Raw genomic sequence first — 18,747 nt, 5'->3', positions numbered from 1 at the left:
AAAGAGGTATTAAGATGAAGACAATAATAGAAAATATTAAATTAAGACCACAGCGATTTATATTAGAAGTTATAGTCTCTATTTTAATATTATGTGTACTATTAATAGTATTTAGATTAAATACATTTAATCAAATGACGATGATTATATTTCTAGTCATCATTTTTATAAACTTTAATATGTTTGTCTCCTCGGAACGTTTATCTAAAGAATTAAATCAGTTAATCAAAGAAAAGCATTTAACACGTGAACAATTATTTGAAATAACGGGACTAACCCAATATGAAGTAACAGAGGAAAATGGTAAATTTGAATTTTATATGACACCAGCTAAGAAGAAAAAATATAAAAAAGTAATCGAAAGATATAATCGATAACGTACACTGATTGCAAGAATTATGAATAAACCTATCTACTAAGATATTGAAATAGTAGATAGGTTTTATCAATTAGTCAAAGACATTTACTTTAAAGATTCTTCTACTTCTTTTGATTTAGATTCAAAATCAAAATCAGATTTAGAAAGTGGTTGACCGGTTTCGGCTAATTTTTTCACACTTTGTATTTGGAAGTACCATCCTGTGAAATCTTTTGCTATCGCCTGAAACATGTAAGGTAATGATTCTTTGAAAGTAAGCGTGATAGTGTCACCTTTATCTTCTAGTATAAAGTCCACATTTCCTTCAGCCCAAGTAAATGCGATATGGTTATTTGGTTCGTAGGAAGTTATATTAAAATACTCATATTGCCCATTTCCTAAATCAAATACTAAACGACTACCTTCTCGTTCCTCTTCAAATGACAATTCTGGGAACCATTGTTTAATCCCTGTTGTTGTACCAAGCAGTTTAAATACATGACTCGTATTTGATGTAATATCGATTGAAATCGTTTGATGTGCGTGTGTGTTATCTGTTCTATATTGTACATTCATTGTAAATCCCCCTTATTGTATGCATAACTTCAATATAACAATAATGGTGTAATACTTAAAATGATATCAACTATTTATAGTTCAGTACCTTGTAATGTTTAATAGCCCGTGGTATATTTGATTGACAGCTATTATACATTGTTTAGTAGTGTGATATGTGGAGGAATAAATATGAATATACAATTTAAGAAAGGTGCACTTGAATTTATCGTATTACTCATAATTAAAGGTGAAGATCAATACGGTTATTCTCTTGTTCAAAAAATTACACCAAGAATTAAAATTTCTGAAGGTACGGTTTATCCGTTGCTAAGAAGATTAGTAAATGAAGAATATTTAACGACCTATTACAAAGCATCAACGGAAGGTCCAGCAAGAAAATATTATAAAATTACTGATTTAGGTTGTGAAAGATTAGATAGTCTACTTAATGAGTGGAAGGACTTTATTGCGGCAGTAGATTTATTTTTAAAGGAGAGTAAAACTGATGAATAAGAAGACGTACTTAAGTACATTAAATAAATATTTAAAACACTTACCTGATGAAGATCGTGCAGATATTATAGCAGAATATGAAACACACTTTATAAGTGGTAAAGAAGATGGGCAGTCAGAAGAAATGATTGCGGATGAATTAGGGAAACCTAAAGAAATTGCAAAAGAAATTAATGCAACGTTAGCAATAGATCGTGCTGAAAACAATAATAAAATGAGTAACGTGTGGCATGCGATTATTTCAGTTATGGGACTAGGCATATTAAATTTCTTTGTTATATTAATTCCAATTGTCGCAATCGTATCTATTTTACTTAGTTTTATGGCTATCACGTTAACATTGTTATTAACGCCAACAGCATTACTTATCAAAGGTGTGTACAACGGATTTAACACGATATTGCATGCAGACATATTTATCGTTGTGGCGAGTTTTGGATTAGGCTTAATGTTTTTTACAGTGACATATCTATTAACAAAATGGTCATTCAAAGTGTTTGTAAAATATTTACGATGGAATATTTCAATCATTAAAGGAAGTGCTAAAGCATGAAAAAATTATTATGGATATTATTTAGTTTAGGGCTTATTCTGTTTATTGTATTCGGTGCTTTAACATTTGTAGAAGTTCAAAAAATATCTGAAAATACACATAAAAAAACGGTTTTGAACAAGACGTATCAAGATAAAATCAAACACATAAATGTTAATGCTGTAGATGCAGCAGTCACTATTAAAAAGGGTAAGGATTTTAATGTTAAAGCAATTAAATCTAATGCAGATTTTAAAGTGAAATCTGAAGTTCGTAAAGATACGTTAAATATAGGCGTGAAAATGCAAGATCCTATAATTAATTTAAATGTTTTTAATAATAAATATAATAAAATAGTAATAACTGTGCCACAAGAGATGGATAGCACTTTTGTTATGACTGATACTGGGGAAATAAATGTTAAAGACTTAAAATCAAAGAAAACAACATTTCACGTAGATACAGGTTCTATTGATTTAACTGACTCAAAATTAGGAAAGCTTGAAATAAATGCTGATACGGGTAATATCCTAACAAGTCATACGCAATTTACAAATGGCAATATAGAAGCGGACACAAGCTCAGTAAAGTTAAATGATGCACCAGCCGACATACCTTTAAATATTAAAACGGATACAGGTTCTATTAAGATTAAATATAATCATTCTCCTAAAAATACTTTGTTAGATATACAACAGGATACAGGTAAGGCTCAAATTAATATTAATGCGTTAAAAAATAAACGAGTAGGCTCTGGAGATAACTTAGTAAAAATCGAAAGTGATGTTGGTTCAGTTCAAATAGATTAGTAGTTTATATTAGAAATAAGTAAAACGAGGTCCCTCCAAAATGAAGGACCTCGTTTAGTATCACATTAGTTATTATTTGATAGTTCGTTGATGTATTTATAAGCTTGCTGTTTTTTCTCTTTGCTTAGTACTCTTAATAGTTGTATAGATTCATTAATGAGCCGGGAGTCTTCCTCGTCCTCATATGCTTCTGGAACGTTAACCCATCCCATAATATAAGCAGGAGTGGTAGAAAGTGCGATTGATAATTTTTCAACTATTTGTGGTGTTAATTTAGTTGTTTGACCCGTTTCATATCGCGAAATTGTGGATTGATTAACGTTGATTAATTTTGCTAATTTGTATGTACTAAAGCCAAGTTCTTCACGCCTTTGTTTTATTCGATATCCTGTATGATTCATACTTTCACCTCAATTACTTTATATCCAATATTATTAATACTAGTATATCTGATTTTGGTTGTGAATTGTTAATTTATGATACGATTGATACTTTTATTGACCGTATTATAACAATTTGCTAAAATACGAGTTAATCAAATAAAAGCTTTCTAGGGTTCCGTAACGATATTGTTAGCCTGGACCGAGAGAAAGCCACAAGTATGAACTTGTGACACGGAAGGATAAAAGCCTGGGAGACTTATATGAAGTCTCTCGGGCTTTTATTATTTAAGGAGGAAGTAAAATGAATTGGATAAAAATAATCGTTGGCGCAGTTTTTGAAGTAGGATGGGTTGTTGGTTTAACACATGCAAATCATACATTTGAATGGTTACTCACCATAATATCTATCATTGTTAGTTTCTATTTGTTGATTACGGCTTCTAAATATCTACCAGTCGGGACCTCTTATGCTGTATATGTAGGCTTAGGCGCAACAGGCGTGACGATTGTTGATTTTATCGTATACGGCGAACCAGTCGTATTAGGTAAAATAATTCTAATCACGACTTTAATTATTGGTGTGGTCGGTTTGAAATTAGTGACTAAAGAAAGTGGTGAAGCATAATGTCTTGGGTGATATTAATTTTTGCAGGATCATTTGAAATGTTAGGCGTTCTATTTATGAATATATATGCTAAACGAAATAATATGTTGTCATTATTAGGACTTGTAATATTTTTTGGGTTAAGTTTCATTTGTTTATCAATAGCGATGAAAATTATACCAATGAGTACAAGTTATGCTGTTTGGACAGGGATAGGAGCAGTTGGAGGTGCAGTATTAGGTATTCTGTTTTACGGAGAATCTAAAGATTTAAAACGACTGTTTTTTATCGCTGTAATTTTAGGAAGCACAATAGGACTAAAGCTCATAAGTTAAGCTTTAGTCCTATTTTTTATACATCATAATTAATTTCCATCCACTCAGGTGCCTCTTCAAAACCTACTTTTTCATAAACAGGCTTGCCTAAAGTAGATGCCGCTAAAAATATCTTTTTGATATTTCGAGATTTTGCATTTTCAATAAGTAGGTTGAGAATAGCTTGTGAAATGCCTCTTCTTCTATAGTTTGGATGGGTATAAATATTTGTAACATAAGCCCTTTCTCCCGAAGGATTAGAAAATGAAGGAGGAAATGGATAATAGACAATCGCACCACTTGCAATGATGGAATCGTTGTCTACTGCTAATAACTGATACAGTGATTGATTTGTTAACATGTCCAGAAAAAATGTTTCCAATTCTTTATCAATGTTAGGTGTGGGTATTGAACCTTCATCTATTAATTGTGATTTTCTTAGTTCTACTAGAGTAGGAATATCTTCTAAAGTAGCAAGTCTGACATTCATAATAAACCCCCTTAAATTATTAAATGATGATAAAGATGAGTCTACTATACCACGTTACTTTGACTTATTTTAAGAAAAATTGTATCATAAATGAATATTAATACGAAATATAGCATAAATATTAAATTAGGAGGGTGTACTATGAACCAATATATTGAATTAGCAGAGAAATACAGTCCAAATAATTATAGTCCTTTAAATATCGTGTTGACTGAAGGTAAAGGTGCGCATGTTAAAGATTCAGAGGGAAATATTTATATTGATTGTGTGTCAGGGTTTTCGGTATTGAACCAAGGACATGCTCATCCGAAAATCATTCAAGCTTTCTTAGAACAAAGTCAAAAAATTACGATGACTTCAAGAGCGTTGTATAGTGATAATTTAGGAGTATGGGAAGAGAAGATTTGTCAATTGGCTCATAAAGATAAAGTGTTACCTATGAACACAGGTACTGAAGCAGTGGAAACGGCGATTAAAATTGCGACAAAATGGGCGCAAGACGTTAAAGGGATAGATGCATTTAATGCAGAAATCATAGCGATGGAAGGGAACTTTCATGGCAGAACAATTGGTTCTTTATCATTATCATCTAATGACCAGTATAAAGAAGGATTTGGCGAACTAGCAGGAAATATAAAATACAGTGAATTTGGTAATATAGAATCATTAAAATCTAACATAACCTCTAATACTGCTGCAATTATATTGGAGCCTATTCAAGGTGAAGGTGGTATTAATATACCTCCCCAAAATTTTATCAAGAATGTGAAGGCATTATGTGAAGAACATAACATCTTGTTAATCGCAGATGAAATACAAGTTGGTTTAGGTAGAACTGGAAAGCTGTTTGCTATGGAGTGGGAAGATATTGAACCGGATGTATATTTATTAGGCAAAGCGTTAGGGGGAGGTTTGTATCCTATTTCAGCAGTCATTGCTAATGATGATATTATGCAAGTCTTAACGCCAGGTACACACGGGTCAACTTTTGGTGGTAATCCTCTCGCATGTGCGGTTTCTATAGCAGCTTTAGATGTTCTTATAGAAGAGAAACTTCCTGAGCAGTCCCGAATTTTGGGAGATAAGTTGCTGAAAGGGTTAAAAGGAATACATAGTCACATAATTAAAGAAGTGAGGGGACGTGGTTTGTTTATCGGTATTGAATTAAACAAAGAAGCACAGGACATTGTTTCGGAAATTAATGCGCAAGGTGTTTTATGTAAAGAAACACAAGGAAATATTATACGTTTAGCACCACCGCTTGTGATAGATGAAGAGGATATAGACAAGATTATTGAAGTTATTAAACAAGGCATAGAAAGTCATTCACTTTAAAATTAAAAGACATGCTTAACAATGCTAATAAATATGTTAAAATTTCCTGGGTATATAGTTATTAAGAGATCATATATATTAATGGAGGGAGATTTATAACATGAAAATTGCAATTGTAGGTTCTGGGAATGGTGCAGTAACCGCAGCATTAGATATGATAAGTAAAGGTCATGATGTTCGATTGTATTGTCGAAATCAATCAATTCATAAATTCGATAAAGCACTTGAAAGAGGTGGATTTGACTTTAATAATGAAGGTGAACAATCTTTTGTTAAATTTACAAAAATAAGTGATGATATGGAATATGTATTACAAGATGCAGAAATTATACAAGTGATTATTCCGTCATCATTTATAGAGCATTATGCTAAGATTATGGCTAGATTTTTAAAAGATGATCAACTTATACTCTTCAATATGGCAGCTGCAATGGGTTCGATACGATTTATTAATGTATTAGAACAAAGTCATTCTGAAGTTATGCCGAAATTTGCAGAAATCAATACACTGACATATGGGACACGTGTCGACTATGATCAAGCAGTCGTAAATTTATCTTTAAATGTTCGAAAAGTACATTATTCAACATACGATAAAAGTTACTTAACAGAAAGCTTTAATCTAATTAAAGATTTATATCCTTATATCGTGAAAGAAGAAAGCTTGTGGAAGACAAACTTAGAAAATGGTAATCCAGAAGTACATCCTGGACCAACATTATTAAATGTCGGTAGAATAGACTATGCTGATGAATTCGCTTTATATAAAGAAGGTATAACACCTCATACAGTTAAATTGCTACATGCTGTTGAATTAGAAAGGTTATCATTAGGTAGAAAGCTAGGTTTTGAATTAAATACAGCAAAAGGTGCCAGAATAGATAGAGGTTATTTATCCGAAGAGGATGAAGAAATGTCATTAAACAAGTTATTTAATACAAGTACAGTATTTTCACAAATTAAAGGGCCAAATGAAGTAGAGAATAGATACCTCACAGAGGATATTGCATATGGTTTAGTTCTTTGGTCTAGTTTAGGACGTGCTATTGGAGTAGCAACACCTAATATTGATGCAATAATTGTTATAGCGTCTACAATTTTAGAAAGAGATTTCTTTGAAGAAGGATTGACAGTAGAAGAACTAGGACTAGATAAACTAGGGCTAGAATAAGAAATATACTAAAATCAAAAATCGAACACATGATTAGGACTGATCCTATTATGCGTTCGATTTTTTGTTATAAAATATTAAACGTGCTGAGCTTGTTTAAATAATGAATGGCTAACGTAGACAGCGATAAGCGTCAAGATAACGGATAATAACGCAATGCCTGTGGATTGCTATATCGTATATGAAGATAATTATCCAAGCACAGATGAAATTAAAGTGCTATATGATCCCAATCAATTGATGCTTCATTATCAAAAGAAAGACCTAGGATTAACGACTGAACAGTTTTATGAGTCTGCACTTGATAGTTGTTGGTTTATTTTTCAATATGATCATATTGTTGGGCGGAATCAGTTTTTATGGACATCAAAAATGATTGATAAAGCACTTGATCACATGATTATAGTACTGCTACATAAACATTACCCACAAAAAGCAATACTAGGTAAAAAAGCGGCACACCATTTGCCTATAGATATCTATGACGTTCTAATTCAAATTAATGACCTGAATAACTCTGAAACACACAAAGACGCAGTATCATTATTTATGCAGTTGTATCGAGATGAAGTCGTGACTTATGTAGAAGATACATGGGTTAAAGGATTCGAACATGTGTATCAATATTTACTGACAAAATACACTTAACCATGCCGGCATAGTACCTTCTTTGTGAGGGATGTCTAAAGGACGGGATAAGCGTAATTTCTATCAAGATGAATCAGAAATCGTTATAATAAAGTTAAAAATATTGGAGGTACGTTATGGTAGAAATTTTAGGACATCATCACATCTCAATGTTAACTAAGGATGCTAAATTAAATAAAGTGTTTTTCGTAGAGAAGTTAGGTTTAAGACTATACTTAAAAACGGTTAATCAAGATGATCCATCTATGTATCATCTCTTTTACGGAGATGAAGTAGGATCTAATGGGACATCTTTAACTTTCTTCGAATTAAAACCTATGGGTCAGACTCATAAAGGAACGAATGCTATTTCTAGAATTGGATTATTAGTGCCGGATGAAGCAAGTCTATCCTATTGGAAGGATAGATTTGAGTATTTAAATGTAGATCATGATGATGTAGGGATATATAACGGTATGATGTCATTGAAATTTAGAGATCATGAGGGATTAGAAATGGTCTTGATACCTAATAATGATAGAAAAATACCTGCTGATTGGAGGAAAAACCGTTACACGGATATTCCAGAAGAACACCAAATAATGGGTATGGGTCCAATTGAATTTAAAATAAATGACATCACGAGTATGAAAAATTTTCTAGAAAATGATTTGAATTTCAAATTAGTGGATTCTGAAAGTGAGCTTGTTTATACGATTGATCAAGAAGGTTTATATAGTGATATTATTTTGAAAGAAGAAGAAGGTCAAAAAGAAAGACCTGGTAAAGGTAGTATTCATCATCTAGCTTTAGCAGTTAAAGATGAAGCGGAACTTAACAAAGTTAAAGAATTACTAGATAATAAGGAAGTTTTACATTCAGGTATCGTTGATAGAGATTTCTTTAAAAGCTTATATTACAGACATTCTCATATATTGATAGAGTTCGCAACAGACGGACCGGGATTGCCGTATGATGATGTTGAACAATTAGGACAACAATTAGACTTACCTGAGTTTTTAGAACCTAGACGTCAAGAAATTGAGGATAACTTAGAACCAATTTAATGAATCGATATTATTGCGTTTATATTAAAGAACAAGAGCCTAAGACAATTATTTTTATGTCTTAGGCTCTTTAGTTTGGGATCTTTGATTTCTCTTAATGAGATGGATCGTGATAAATGAAGTGATGGGTATAGCAATACATACAGCAATACCACCTAACAATATGGTGATAATTTCTGCTGCAAATATTTTGGCATTAATAATTTCGCCAAATGTATAATGCAGTTTTCCAAACCAGAAGAACAACGTGATTTGTCCACCAATAAATGCAAAATAAATCGTATTTGTCGTTGTAGAAAGGATATCTCTACCGATTGAAATGCCTGATTTATAAAGTTGATTTAAGTTGATGTTTGGGTGCGCTTCGTACAATTCATACATCGGTGAACTGATGGAAATAGATAAATCAATCACTGCAGCAATCACTGCTAGTACTATTGTGAAAACCATAAGTTGAGCATAATTAATGCCGACATCCATAGAAAAAATATACGTTTCATCTTGTTCTTCTTCAGTGAATCCTTGAATCATAGACATATCTACAATGAAATAAATAAGCCCCATTAAAATAAGTGTCGTTATAATCGTTGCTATAAATGCTGCTTGTGTCTTTGTATTGTATTGATTGATATAGAATAAATTAATACATGCGATTAAAATGCAAAATATAAATAACACAATGAAAATAGGGGCTTTATATATGATAAGTAATAACGCAATAAGTAATGTTAATAAATTTAAGAAAAGTGTAACGAAAGAACGGAACCCTTTTTGTCCGCCGAATATAACCATAAGTATTAATAAGATAAAGGCTAAAATGAAAGTAGCATTCATCGGTTAGCCTCCTCTCTCTTTAAAAATATCATTGCGACAAATATTGTGATAGGAATCGTAATAACAATTCCTATTCCTCCCATTAACGCTCTTGCAATTTCAAGGGACCAATTCATCGATAATGTATATGTCACGGTATTACTATTTTTAAAATATAATATGACCATTGGAATGCTTCCGGATAAATATGCAAAGAACAATATATTTGTCATCGTTCCCATAATATCTTTACCGATATTGACTCCCGATTGTCTTAAACGACGTAAAGAAATTTCAGGGTGTTGCGCTTTAATTTCATACAACGAACTAGTTAATGTAATAGCGACATCCATAACAGCGCCAAGTGAACCTATTAAGACAGAAGCAAGAAATATTTGAGTGGGTTGAATAGTTAAGAAACTCATCGTTTCATATTTAATGCCATTACTGTTGGTTAACATTAGAACAAGCTGTGAAATACCTATACTTAAAAATGTACCTAACAGTGTGGAGATAATAGCTACTATTGTCTTTTGTTTAAATCCTGTAACAAGTAATAAAGAAATAATTGTTGAAAATATAACAGTGATTGCCATCAAAATAAAGAAATGCTGATTATTATACTTTGTAAAAGTATTAATCATGATGAACAACATCGTTACATTAATAATTAACGATATGATTGAATTGAATCCAGATTTCTTTCCAACTATAAGGAGTATGAATAGAAATAAACCGGTTAAGAATACAACTGAAGTGTCTCTTTTTAAACCTTTAACAATGGCAGAGTTTTCATCGCCATTGTAAGACAAGAGTAATTTTTGATTTGGTTTGTATTTCTCAGCATAAGTTAATGAATCTGTATATTTATGGGGAACGTTTAATTTATCCCCTTTGTATTTACCATTTAAAATTTCAATCGTTAGTTTTTCTGTATGTTTTGTATCTTTGTTTTTGTTTTGGTCTATTGTTTGTGTGCTTTTTTGATTTGAAATCTGTGTAATTTCACCAATAGGTGTTTTGTAGAAAGCAACATTATGTTGTGTAAATATGAGCGCGCCAATAAATATGATACAAAAAGTAATCATCATCATAGTGAAAGGACGCTTTAATTTGGATTGTAGTAGTTGTTTCATATAACTATGCCTCATCGCTTATTGATTTGAATAAACAATAGTATACTTATTTAGTTTGCTAACTTCAAACTATAACCAAGTCTCATTTATTGGGATTGTATCTCGTTTTCTTGCTTTAGAAATATAAGGATGTCCAGATACTGTGAATCTCAAATGTTTTGTTGTCCATTCTCCTTTGTTTGGTACGCCAATTCTAGGAGATGAATCGATATTTTTAGGGTACTTGCGGTTTTTAAGGTCTATCTTTAAACAACCTTCTCCTATGCGTGTACCGTCTAATTTCTTAGATATGTTCATAGCTTGAGTGAGTTTTCCGGGACCGTTTGTTAATTCATACCCAGATTTGTGCATTCGATTCATATTCATTTGTTCAATACCTTGTTCAGGTTCGATTGCTCGAATAAGGACACCTTGAGGTTCACCTTCAGTTTGTGTCACGAAATTTATAAGCAACTGCTTATGCATGGAATGTGCATAAATAATACCACCTTCTTTATATAACGAACGAATACTTTGCGTGTTTTTGCCGTTATAAGAATGTGCGGCACGGTCATGAATGCCAATATATGCTTCTGTTTCAACAATATATCCTGTATAAGTGACTTCCTCTGTTTCATGTATAATCTTGACACCAAGTAAATCTTTCGCGATTTCTTCAGTTGTTCTATTTATAAAATCCATTACAATACATACCTCCTTAATGATAAGTAGCTTGTCGTTGTAATAATGTTCTAGCATGCTGAATGAAAGAGTTTAAATTTTTATTTTGATTGTTTTTTTGATAAATAATATTAATTGTTCTTTTTAATTCGGTATGTGTAAGGGGTATTTTAACTAATTTATCATTTTTTACTTGATCACTTAAATAATCTGGAAGAATAAGTACGCCTTTTTCCGAAAGTAACGTTTGACGTAATAGTGCCGGATTTGAAATAGGATAAACTTTTTGAGATGTATGTTTTCGAATTAATTGTGCAATTTGATTAGGTAACGTGTTGTAATGATATATATATTGATCCCTTAATTGAGACAATGGCGGTTTAGGGTTCATTGAAAGATCATTATGATTATGTACATATAAATTATAAGTTTCTTCAAACAAAGGATGTTTAACAGTATTACCATTGTTTACAAGTTTAGGTGTTAATTCGGATAAAGCAACATCTATTTGATGGGCTTGTAATGCTTCCTCTATTTCAGTAGGTGACATTAAAACGGGTCGTATTTCAATGGAAAAGTCTCTTTCGTAAGATTTTATGATAGCTGGTAGTGCTTGTGAAACATAGCTTTCAGTATATGCAACCTTAATAGCGCGCTTATCCATTTCGTCGTGATTATGGAATAATTGTTTTGTTTCATCTATTAAACTTAATATTTGATTCGTTTGCGATAGTAACAATTCACCACTGTCAGTTAGTTTAACGTTTCTTCCTTCTCTTAAAAATAAAGTCGTGTTTAATTCCTTTTCTAAGTTAGAAATTTGTCTACTTACAGCTGATTGTGCAATTTCTAATTCCAATGCTGCCTCTGAAATATGCTCGCGTTCTGCAACTTCTCTAAAGTAAATTAATTGTTTTATTTCCATTATGACCACCTCATATTTAATTCTATCTAATTTTTAGATATATTTCATCTAATTTATATATTGTTAAGATGAGTTGTTGTAAAGTATGATATAGACTACAAAATATTGAAGATTCTGAAATTTATAGTTGAGGTGAGTTTATATGTCATTTAAGAAGGATAGAAAACAACTTGGCCTATATGATTCAAGAGACGAGCATGATGCTTGTGGAATTGGTTTTTATGCCAACATGGATAACAAAAGATCACATGATATTGTTTTAAAATCAATTGAAATGCTTTGCAGATTAGATCATAGAGGTGGAGTTGGAGCAGATGGTATTACAGGCGATGGCGCCGGTATCATGACTGAAGTCCCTCACCGATATTTCAAACAAAAATTAAAATTAAAATTACCAGAAGAAGAACAGTATGCTGTAGGCATGTTCTTTTCAAATGAAAAAATAGAAGGCACAACTCATGAAGAAAAGTTTAACGCCTATTTTGAAGAGGAAGGTCTAAAGGTCCTCTACTATAGAGACGTACCTGTAGACACTTCTGTATTGGCGAATCATGTTGCAGAAACAATGCCACATATTCAGCAAGTTTTTGTGGCAAGTGAATCTAGTGAACACTTTGATCGTTCATTATTTATAGCGCGTAAACAAATTGAACGATATAGTGATGAGCAAGATTTAGATTTGTATTTCTCTAGTTTATCGAGAAGAACAATTGTTTATAAAGGGTGGCTACGATCTGATCAAATTAGAGGGCTGTATTTAGATATATTAGATGATGCATATGAATCTAAATTTGGCTCAGTACATTCAAGATTTAGTACAAATACATTTCCAAGTTGGAAAAGAGCGCACCCTAATAGACTGTTGATGCACAATGGTGAAATCAATACTATTCAAGGTAATGTGAATTGGATGAGAGCAAGACAAGATAAACTAATAGAAACGATATTTGGTGACGTCAAAGACAAGATTGGAACCGTCTTAGATGAATCAGGTAGTGATTCTTCTATTGTAGATAATGCTTTGGAGTTTTTAAGTTTAAGTATACCGCCTGAACAAGCAGCTATGTTGTTGATACCTGAACCGTGGCTTTATAACGACACACAAGACCCGAAAATTAGAGCGTTTTATGAATATTATAGTTATTTAATGGAACCATGGGATGGTCCTACAATGATTAGTTTCTGTGATGGAGATAAATTAGGCGCATTAACAGACCGTAATGGCTTGAGACCAGGTAGATACACAATAACAGATACAAATGAAATTATATTTTCTTCAGAAGTTGGTGTGATAGATGTTGATGAGGAAAATGTAGTCTATAAAGGACAATTAAACCCTGGGAAATTATTGTTGGTTGATTTTAAACAAAATAAAGTAATTGAAAATGATGGATTGAAGCAAAGGATTGCAAATGAATACCCATATGACGAATGGATTAGTCAAAAAGACTTAGACGTAAATGGAATAGATGCGAAAGCGTCAAACATAGACAAACAACAATTGTTCGAGTTACAACGTCGTTTTGGTTACACGAAAGAAGAAATTGATAAATATATGTCAGAATTAGTTAATGAGAAGAAAGACCCCCTTGGTGCAATGGGGTTTGATACACCAGTAGCAGTATTGAGCTCAAGACCAGAATCGCTATTTAACTACTTTAAACAACATTTTGCACAAGTTACAAATCCGCCTATAGACTCTTATAGAGAAAAGATTGTCACAAGTGAATTAGCGTATTTAGGTAAAGAGGGTAACTTACTGTTACCAAGTGAAAATAATACAAAGCGTATTCAATTAAATCACCCTATCTTATCAAAAGCTCAGCTTAGTGCAATTGAAGAAAGTCATTATCAGATTGCAAAATTTGCAACGACTTATAAAGGAATACTTAAAGATGCGCTTGAGGAATTAGGACAGAAAGTATCTGAAGCGGTTAATAATGGTGCAGAAATTATTGTTCTAGAAGATGAAACAGTTGCTAAAGATGATGGGTTGTTTGCAATGCCAATATTATTAGCGGTCAGTCATATTCATCAATATTTGATTAGAACTGGACAAAGACTTGATACAAGTATAGTTGCATATTCTGGTGAATGTAGAGAAGTTCATCATGTTGCAACGTTGTTAGGCTATGGTGCAAATGCTATCGTACCTTACTTAGCTCAATATACAGTAGAAGATTTAACTACTTCAGGACGTCTAGAGGGTACTGTGGAAGAGAACGTTGATACATATAATCAAACGTTGTCTGCAGGTGTAATAAAAGTTATGGCCAAAATGGGTATCTCAACAGTACAAAGTTATCAAGGAGCCCAAATATTTGAAGCGGTCGGTTTGAGTAAAGATGTTGTTGAAGCATATTTTACCGGTACACCGTCTAAATTATCAGGGATATCTATAGAGACAATTGATAATGAAAATAAAGCGAGACAATCTGAAAGAATACATCACTTGAATTCTGGTAGTACATTTCAGTGGCGACAACAAGGTGAACATCATGCATTTAACCCTAAAACAATTCACTTACTACAACATGCATGTAGAGAGAATAACTTTGACATGTTTAAAGAATATTCTGAGGCAGCCGACAATGAACGCATGAGTCATTTGAGAAATCTACTTGATTTTAATAGTGATCGAAAGGTGAGTCTTAAAGAAGTAGAATCAGCAGATGAAATTGTTAAACGGTTTAAAACAGGAGCAATGAGCTTCGGTTCTATTTCTGAAGAAGCGCATCAAACATTAGCTGAAGCAATGAACCGAATTGGTGGCCGAAGTAATAGTGGTGAAGGTGGAGAAAATCCTGAAAGATTTATCATAAAAGAAGATGGCACGAATTATATGAGTGCAATCAAACAAGTTGCCTCAGGGAGGTTCGGTGTTACGAGTGATTACTTGCAACATGCTAAAGAAATCCAAATAAAGGTGGCACAAGGTGCAAAACCAGGTGAAGGTGGCCAGTTACCAGGAACGAAAGTATACCCATGGGTAGCGGAAGTGCGTGGATCCACACCGGGAGTGGGATTGATATCTCCTCCCCCACATCATGATATATATTCTATTGAAGATTTAGCACAATTAATACATGATTTAAAAAATGCAAACCGCAAATCAGATATAAGTGTAAAACTTGTTTCAAAGTCGGGAGTAGGCACAATCGCTGCAGGTGTAGCGAAAGCTTATGCAGATAAGATTGTTATAAGTGGCTATGATGGCGGCACAGGTGCTTCGCCTAAAACGAGTATTCAACATGCTGGATTGCCGTGGGAAATAGGATTGTCTGAGACACACCAAACATTGATGCTGAATGGATTACGCTCACGTGTAACGTTAGAAACAGATGGTAAATTAATGACTGGACGTGATGTTGCGTTAGCTTGTGCATTAGGTGCTGAAGAATTTGCTTTTGCCTCGGCTCCATTAGTCGTACTGGGTTGCATTATGATGCGCGTATGTCATAAAGATACTTGTCCGGTAGGTATCGCAACACAAAATGGAGAATTACGTAAATTATTTACAGGTAAAGCAGATCACATAGTCAACTTTATGTATTTTATTGCCGAGGAAATAAGAGAAATATTAGCTTCACTCGGTTTAAAGAAAATGGATGAATTAGTTGGCAGAACTGATTTGTTGAAAGTTTCTAAACGATATTATACGCATCCAAAAGCAAGAGAATTAGATATAGAAGCATTATTATTCACTAATGAAGGTGAGAGGCATCGTCAAATTAATCAAAATCATCATCTTGATGAAGGTTTTGATTTAACTAAACTCTATGAAGACGCGAAAGCATCGATTGATGCAGGAGAAAAGTTTGTCGGTAGTTATAATATTGGAAATACAGAACGAGATGTAGGTGTTATTACCGGTAGCTATATTACAGAAGTACATGGCGAGCCTGGTTTACCAGAGGATACAATTCACATCAAAACATTTAAACATGCTGGACAAAGTTATGGTGCGTTCATTCCTAAAGGCATGACGTTACATCACACTGGAGATGCGAATGATTACTTCGGTAAAGGTTTGTCTGGAGGTAAGCTTATATTAAAAGCGCCAAACAAAGATAGAGAACAAAATATCATCGTTGGTAACGTTTGTTTTTATGGTGCAACGAGCGGTACGTCATATATCAACGGGCGTGCTGGAGAAAGATTCTGTGTAAGAAATAGTGGTGTAAATGTAGTGGTTGAAGGCATTGGAGACCACGGTTTAGAGTATATGACAGGTGGACGTGTTGTCATTCTTGGTGATGTAGGTCGAAACTTTGGTCAAGGCATGAGTGGCGGAGTGTGTTATGCACTACCTACAGATGTAAAAGCTTTTAAAGATACGAATCAATTAGATAGTTTAGAGTTTGAAACACTAACTGATCAAAACGAAATATTAAACTTAAAGCATATGCTAGAAGAACATGTTAAATACACAAATAGTAAAAAAGCAAAATCAGTTTTAGCATCATTTGATACGATGACTGAGCAATTTGTGAAAGTAATTCCTAAAGACTACAAACTCATGATGCAAAAAATTGCTCAACATAAAATAGAAAATGAAGAAGACGCGTTATTAAATGCATTTTTCGATGAACGTAAAACGATTGACGGAGAAGGCGAATTGGCATCTGTTTACTAAAAAGGAGGGCATAATATGGGTGAATTTAAAGGTTTTATGAAATATTCTAAAAAGCAACTTGATGAGTTACCTTTAAAAGATAGAATCGAAGGCTATGAACCTTTTCAACAACGCTTCACGACTGAAGATGCTGCAACACAAGGTGCACGTTGTATGGATTGTGGGACTCCTTTTTGTCAAACAGGTACATCATTCGGCAAAGATACAATTGGTTGTCCAATCGGAAATTATATACCTGAATGGAATGATTTAGTATATCGCAATGATTATAAAGAAGCATATGAAAGATTATCCGAAACAAATAACTTTCCGGAATTTACTGGACGTGTATGCCCGGCACCATGTGAATCATCTTGTGTGCTAGCTATCAATAATGATTCTGTTGCAATAAAGGGGATTGAACGAACTATTATTGATGAAGCTTATGATATGGGCATCGTTAAACCAAAACTTCCCGAAAATCGATTGGAAGAAAAAATAGCGATTATCGGAAGTGGTCCAGCCGGATTAACTGCAGCTGAAGAATTAAATTTACTTGGCTATAACGTAACGGTATACGAGCGAAATCACCGACCTGGTGGTTTACTCATGTATGGGATACCAAGTATGAAGTTGGATAAAGAAGTCATTGAAAGACGTGTTAAATTAATGGAAGAAGCAGGCATTGTATTTAAGACAGATGTTAACGTGGGGAAAGACATCACTAAGAAAGAATTAGAAGAACAATACGATGCTATTATTGTGTGTACCGGCTCACAAAAAGGACGAGATCTACCATTAGAAGGCAGAATGAGCTTTGGGATTCACTTTGCCATGGAATATTTAACAGAACAAACACAGCTACAAATGGGAGAAATTAAAGAGCCGATAATAACGGCTAAAGATAAAAATGTGATTGTAATCGGTGCGGGTGACACAGGAGCAGACTGTGTAGCGACAGCTTTAAGAGACGGTTGTAAATCTGTTGTACAATTTAATAAATATGTAAGACTAACTGACAAGATGGAGCAGAATACTTCATGGCCATTACCGATGCCGATATTTAAATTAGATTACGCACATAAAGAATATAGAGAAAAGTTTGGTTTTGAACCTAGAGCTTATGGTATTCAAACGATGCGATATGATGTGGATCAAAATGGAGATATTCGTGGTCTTTATACACAAGTATTGGAAGAAACAGAAGATGGTATGGTTATTGTGGAAGGAACAGAACGTCATTGGCCAGCAGATCTTGTATTGTTATCAATAGGGTTTGAAGGTACTGAACATCTCGTTCCTCATTCATTTAATTTAAATACTAATAGAAATAAGATAGTAGCAAATGATAAAGATTTCAGAACGAATCAAGATAAGATATTTGTTGCAGGAGATGCTAGAAAAGGCCAAAGTTTAGTAGTTTGGGCAATAAAAGAGGGTCGTGCAGTTGCAAAAGCTGTAGATGAATCCTTAAAGAATAAAATTACAATTTAAATTTCTTGTTTTTTGTTGACAATAGTGGGGCCATGTTATAAGATAAATATTGTCTTATTTGGAGGAATACCCAAGTCCGGCTGAAGGGATCGGTCTTGAAAACCGACAGGGGCTTAACGGCTCGCGGGGGTTCGAATCCCTCTTCCTCCGCCATTATTTTTCAATTAAACAAGACTATATATAAGAAGCTTATGACAATTTGTCATCTCTTCGTAAAAACACTTCAAAAATCATTATGATTTTTGAAGTGTTTTTTTGTATACATTCTCATTAAAATGTAGAGAATGTCAGGGCTAAACGAGAATATTTTCCTTTTACACATTATCTTTACAGGTTTGGTATA

The 18,747-nt window shown here is 33.3% G+C and carries 19 protein-coding genes, 1 tRNA gene and 1 riboswitch; of the genes, 13 read left to right on the top strand and 7 right to left on the bottom strand.

Annotated elements, in window-relative coordinates; genetic code table 11:
• The first annotated feature begins 14 nt into the window (after nucleotides 1-14).
• Nucleotides 15-377 carry a hypothetical protein gene (locus tag CD111_RS03595; RefSeq protein ID WP_095089932.1) on the top strand — a complete coding sequence of 121 codons (363 nt, stop codon included), beginning with the start codon at nucleotides 15-17 and terminating at the stop codon, nucleotides 375-377.
• An 86-nt stretch (nucleotides 378-463) separates the two neighbouring features.
• Here CD111_RS03595 and CD111_RS03590 read toward each other — a convergent pair whose 3' ends face one another.
• On the bottom strand, nucleotides 464-934 hold the full coding sequence (locus CD111_RS03590) for an SRPBCC family protein (protein ID WP_095089930.1): 471 nt from the start codon (nucleotides 932-934) through the stop codon (nucleotides 464-466).
• 171 nt (nucleotides 935-1,105) lie between these two features.
• Between CD111_RS03590 and CD111_RS03585 the strand changes: the two genes are divergently transcribed.
• The 3 genes from CD111_RS03585 to CD111_RS03575 are packed head-to-tail and all read left to right on the top strand — an operon-like array spanning nucleotide 1,106 to nucleotide 2,770.
• On the top strand, nucleotides 1,106-1,429 hold the full coding sequence (locus CD111_RS03585) for a PadR family transcriptional regulator (RefSeq protein ID WP_095089928.1): 324 nt from the start codon (nucleotides 1,106-1,108) through the stop codon (nucleotides 1,427-1,429).
• Nucleotides 1,422-1,982, top strand: a complete 561-nt coding sequence (locus CD111_RS03580; RefSeq protein WP_095089926.1) for an HAAS signaling domain-containing protein — start codon at nucleotides 1,422-1,424, stop codon at nucleotides 1,980-1,982. The genes CD111_RS03585 and CD111_RS03580 overlap by 8 nt, the downstream gene beginning before the upstream one ends.
• Nucleotides 1,979-2,770: a DUF4097 family beta strand repeat-containing protein gene (locus CD111_RS03575; protein WP_095089924.1), complete on the top strand. Its 792-nt coding sequence runs from the start codon at nucleotides 1,979-1,981 to the stop codon at nucleotides 2,768-2,770. Before CD111_RS03580 ends, CD111_RS03575 begins: the two co-directional genes overlap by 4 nt.
• A 65-nt stretch (nucleotides 2,771-2,835) precedes the next feature.
• Here CD111_RS03575 and CD111_RS03570 read toward each other — a convergent pair whose 3' ends face one another.
• Nucleotides 2,836-3,171 (bottom strand): helix-turn-helix domain-containing protein, encoded by a 336-nt coding sequence (locus CD111_RS03570; RefSeq protein ID WP_095089922.1) that lies wholly within the window; start codon nucleotides 3,169-3,171, stop codon nucleotides 2,836-2,838.
• Between the two features lie 138 nt (nucleotides 3,172-3,309).
• A riboswitch (guanidine-I (ykkC/yxkD leader) is annotated at nucleotides 3,310-3,409 on the top strand.
• A gap of 45 nt (nucleotides 3,410-3,454) precedes the next feature.
• On the opposite strand from CD111_RS03570, the gene CD111_RS03565 reads away from it, so the two are divergent.
• The gene (locus tag CD111_RS03565) at nucleotides 3,455-3,778 is read left to right on the top strand and encodes a DMT family transporter (RefSeq protein WP_095089920.1); all 324 of its coding nucleotides are present in this window, start codon (nucleotides 3,455-3,457) and stop codon (nucleotides 3,776-3,778) included.
• The gene (locus tag CD111_RS03560; protein ID WP_095089918.1) at nucleotides 3,778-4,092 is read left to right on the top strand and encodes a DMT family transporter; all 315 of its coding nucleotides are present in this window, start codon (nucleotides 3,778-3,780) and stop codon (nucleotides 4,090-4,092) included. The genes CD111_RS03565 and CD111_RS03560 overlap by 1 nt, the downstream gene beginning before the upstream one ends.
• Before the next feature lie 16 nt (nucleotides 4,093-4,108).
• Here CD111_RS03560 and CD111_RS03555 read toward each other — a convergent pair whose 3' ends face one another.
• Nucleotides 4,109-4,561, bottom strand: a complete 453-nt coding sequence (locus tag CD111_RS03555; protein ID WP_095089916.1) for a GNAT family N-acetyltransferase — start codon at nucleotides 4,559-4,561, stop codon at nucleotides 4,109-4,111.
• A 141-nt stretch (nucleotides 4,562-4,702) separates the two neighbouring features.
• Here CD111_RS03555 and rocD point away from each other — a divergent pair, with 141 nt between their 5' ends.
• The 4 genes from rocD (at nucleotide 4,703) to CD111_RS03535 (ending at nucleotide 8,761) form a co-directional block, all read left to right on the top strand.
• Nucleotides 4,703-5,896: an ornithine--oxo-acid transaminase gene (rocD, locus tag CD111_RS03550; RefSeq protein ID WP_095089914.1), complete on the top strand. Its 1,194-nt coding sequence runs from the start codon at nucleotides 4,703-4,705 to the stop codon at nucleotides 5,894-5,896.
• Between the two features lie 100 nt (nucleotides 5,897-5,996).
• Nucleotides 5,997-7,067 carry an NAD/NADP-dependent octopine/nopaline dehydrogenase family protein gene (locus CD111_RS03545; RefSeq protein ID WP_095089912.1) on the top strand — a complete coding sequence of 357 codons (1,071 nt, stop codon included), beginning with the start codon at nucleotides 5,997-5,999 and terminating at the stop codon, nucleotides 7,065-7,067.
• A gap of 156 nt (nucleotides 7,068-7,223) precedes the next feature.
• Nucleotides 7,224-7,715: a hypothetical protein gene (locus CD111_RS03540; protein ID WP_095089910.1), complete on the top strand. Its 492-nt coding sequence runs from the start codon at nucleotides 7,224-7,226 to the stop codon at nucleotides 7,713-7,715.
• 116 nt (nucleotides 7,716-7,831) lie between these two features.
• A complete protein-coding gene (locus tag CD111_RS03535; RefSeq protein WP_095089907.1) occupies nucleotides 7,832-8,761 on the top strand; it encodes a VOC family protein in 930 nt (309 codons plus the stop codon).
• 54 nt (nucleotides 8,762-8,815) lie between these two features.
• On the opposite strand, the gene CD111_RS03530 is transcribed toward CD111_RS03535, so the two are convergent.
• The 4 genes from CD111_RS03530 to gltC all read right to left on the bottom strand — a co-directional run bounded on the left by CD111_RS03530 (nucleotide 8,816) and on the right by gltC (nucleotide 12,295).
• Nucleotides 8,816-9,595: a YibE/F family protein gene (locus CD111_RS03530; RefSeq protein ID WP_095089903.1), complete on the bottom strand. Its 780-nt coding sequence runs from the start codon at nucleotides 9,593-9,595 to the stop codon at nucleotides 8,816-8,818.
• Complete coding sequence (locus CD111_RS03525; protein WP_095089901.1) at nucleotides 9,592-10,710, bottom strand: YibE/F family protein; 1,119 nt, start codon at nucleotides 10,708-10,710, stop codon at nucleotides 9,592-9,594. The genes CD111_RS03530 and CD111_RS03525 overlap by 4 nt, the downstream gene beginning before the upstream one ends.
• A gap of 69 nt (nucleotides 10,711-10,779) precedes the next feature.
• Nucleotides 10,780-11,391: a DNA-3-methyladenine glycosylase gene (locus tag CD111_RS03520; RefSeq protein ID WP_095089900.1), complete on the bottom strand. Its 612-nt coding sequence runs from the start codon at nucleotides 11,389-11,391 to the stop codon at nucleotides 10,780-10,782.
• 16 nt (nucleotides 11,392-11,407) lie between these two features.
• Nucleotides 11,408-12,295: a glutamate biosynthesis transcriptional regulator GltC gene (gene gltC / locus CD111_RS03515; RefSeq protein WP_095089899.1), complete on the bottom strand. Its 888-nt coding sequence runs from the start codon at nucleotides 12,293-12,295 to the stop codon at nucleotides 11,408-11,410.
• 142 nt (nucleotides 12,296-12,437) lie between these two features.
• On the opposite strand from gltC, the gene gltB reads away from it, so the two are divergent.
• The 3 genes from gltB to CD111_RS03500 all read left to right on the top strand — a co-directional run bounded on the left by gltB (nucleotide 12,438) and on the right by CD111_RS03500 (nucleotide 18,557).
• The gene (gltB, locus tag CD111_RS03510; protein WP_095089898.1) at nucleotides 12,438-16,931 is read left to right on the top strand and encodes a glutamate synthase large subunit; all 4,494 of its coding nucleotides are present in this window, start codon (nucleotides 12,438-12,440) and stop codon (nucleotides 16,929-16,931) included.
• Nucleotides 16,932-16,946: 15 nt separating this feature from the next.
• Nucleotides 16,947-18,404, top strand: a complete 1,458-nt coding sequence (locus CD111_RS03505) for a glutamate synthase subunit beta (protein WP_095089896.1) — start codon at nucleotides 16,947-16,949, stop codon at nucleotides 18,402-18,404.
• A 60-nt stretch (nucleotides 18,405-18,464) separates the two neighbouring features.
• Nucleotides 18,465-18,557, top strand: a tRNA-Ser gene (locus tag CD111_RS03500).
• Nucleotides 18,558-18,747: the final 190 nt, after the last annotated feature.

This window comes from Mammaliicoccus stepanovicii (assembly GCF_002902525.1).
Classification (GTDB): domain Bacteria; phylum Bacillota; class Bacilli; order Staphylococcales; family Staphylococcaceae; genus Mammaliicoccus; species Mammaliicoccus stepanovicii.
This window is presented reverse-complemented; position numbering and strand designations above follow the sequence as displayed.

Coding starts and splice junctions, on each gene's coding strand:
- CD111_RS03595 (WP_095089932.1), top strand. CDS start 15: ATGAAGACAATAATAGAAAATATTAAATTAAGACCACAGCGATTTATA.
- CD111_RS03590 (WP_095089930.1), bottom strand. CDS start 934: ATGAATGTACAATATAGAACAGATAACACACACGCACATCAAACGATT.
- CD111_RS03585 (WP_095089928.1), top strand. CDS start 1,106: ATGAATATACAATTTAAGAAAGGTGCACTTGAATTTATCGTATTACTC.
- CD111_RS03580 (WP_095089926.1), top strand. CDS start 1,422: ATGAATAAGAAGACGTACTTAAGTACATTAAATAAATATTTAAAACAC.
- CD111_RS03575 (WP_095089924.1), top strand. CDS start 1,979: ATGAAAAAATTATTATGGATATTATTTAGTTTAGGGCTTATTCTGTTT.
- CD111_RS03570 (WP_095089922.1), bottom strand. CDS start 3,171: ATGAATCATACAGGATATCGAATAAAACAAAGGCGTGAAGAACTTGGC.
- CD111_RS03565 (WP_095089920.1), top strand. CDS start 3,455: ATGAATTGGATAAAAATAATCGTTGGCGCAGTTTTTGAAGTAGGATGG.
- CD111_RS03560 (WP_095089918.1), top strand. CDS start 3,778: ATGTCTTGGGTGATATTAATTTTTGCAGGATCATTTGAAATGTTAGGC.
- CD111_RS03555 (WP_095089916.1), bottom strand. CDS start 4,561: ATGAATGTCAGACTTGCTACTTTAGAAGATATTCCTACTCTAGTAGAA.
- rocD (WP_095089914.1), top strand. CDS start 4,703: ATGAACCAATATATTGAATTAGCAGAGAAATACAGTCCAAATAATTAT.
- CD111_RS03545 (WP_095089912.1), top strand. CDS start 5,997: ATGAAAATTGCAATTGTAGGTTCTGGGAATGGTGCAGTAACCGCAGCA.
- CD111_RS03540 (WP_095089910.1), top strand. CDS start 7,224: ATGCCTGTGGATTGCTATATCGTATATGAAGATAATTATCCAAGCACA.
- CD111_RS03535 (WP_095089907.1), top strand. CDS start 7,832: ATGGTAGAAATTTTAGGACATCATCACATCTCAATGTTAACTAAGGAT.
- CD111_RS03530 (WP_095089903.1), bottom strand. CDS start 9,595: ATGAATGCTACTTTCATTTTAGCCTTTATCTTATTAATACTTATGGTT.
- CD111_RS03525 (WP_095089901.1), bottom strand. CDS start 10,710: ATGAAACAACTACTACAATCCAAATTAAAGCGTCCTTTCACTATGATG.
- CD111_RS03520 (WP_095089900.1), bottom strand. CDS start 11,391: ATGGATTTTATAAATAGAACAACTGAAGAAATCGCGAAAGATTTACTT.
- gltC (WP_095089899.1), bottom strand. CDS start 12,295: ATGGAAATAAAACAATTAATTTACTTTAGAGAAGTTGCAGAACGCGAG.
- gltB (WP_095089898.1), top strand. CDS start 12,438: ATGTCATTTAAGAAGGATAGAAAACAACTTGGCCTATATGATTCAAGA.
- CD111_RS03505 (WP_095089896.1), top strand. CDS start 16,947: ATGGGTGAATTTAAAGGTTTTATGAAATATTCTAAAAAGCAACTTGAT.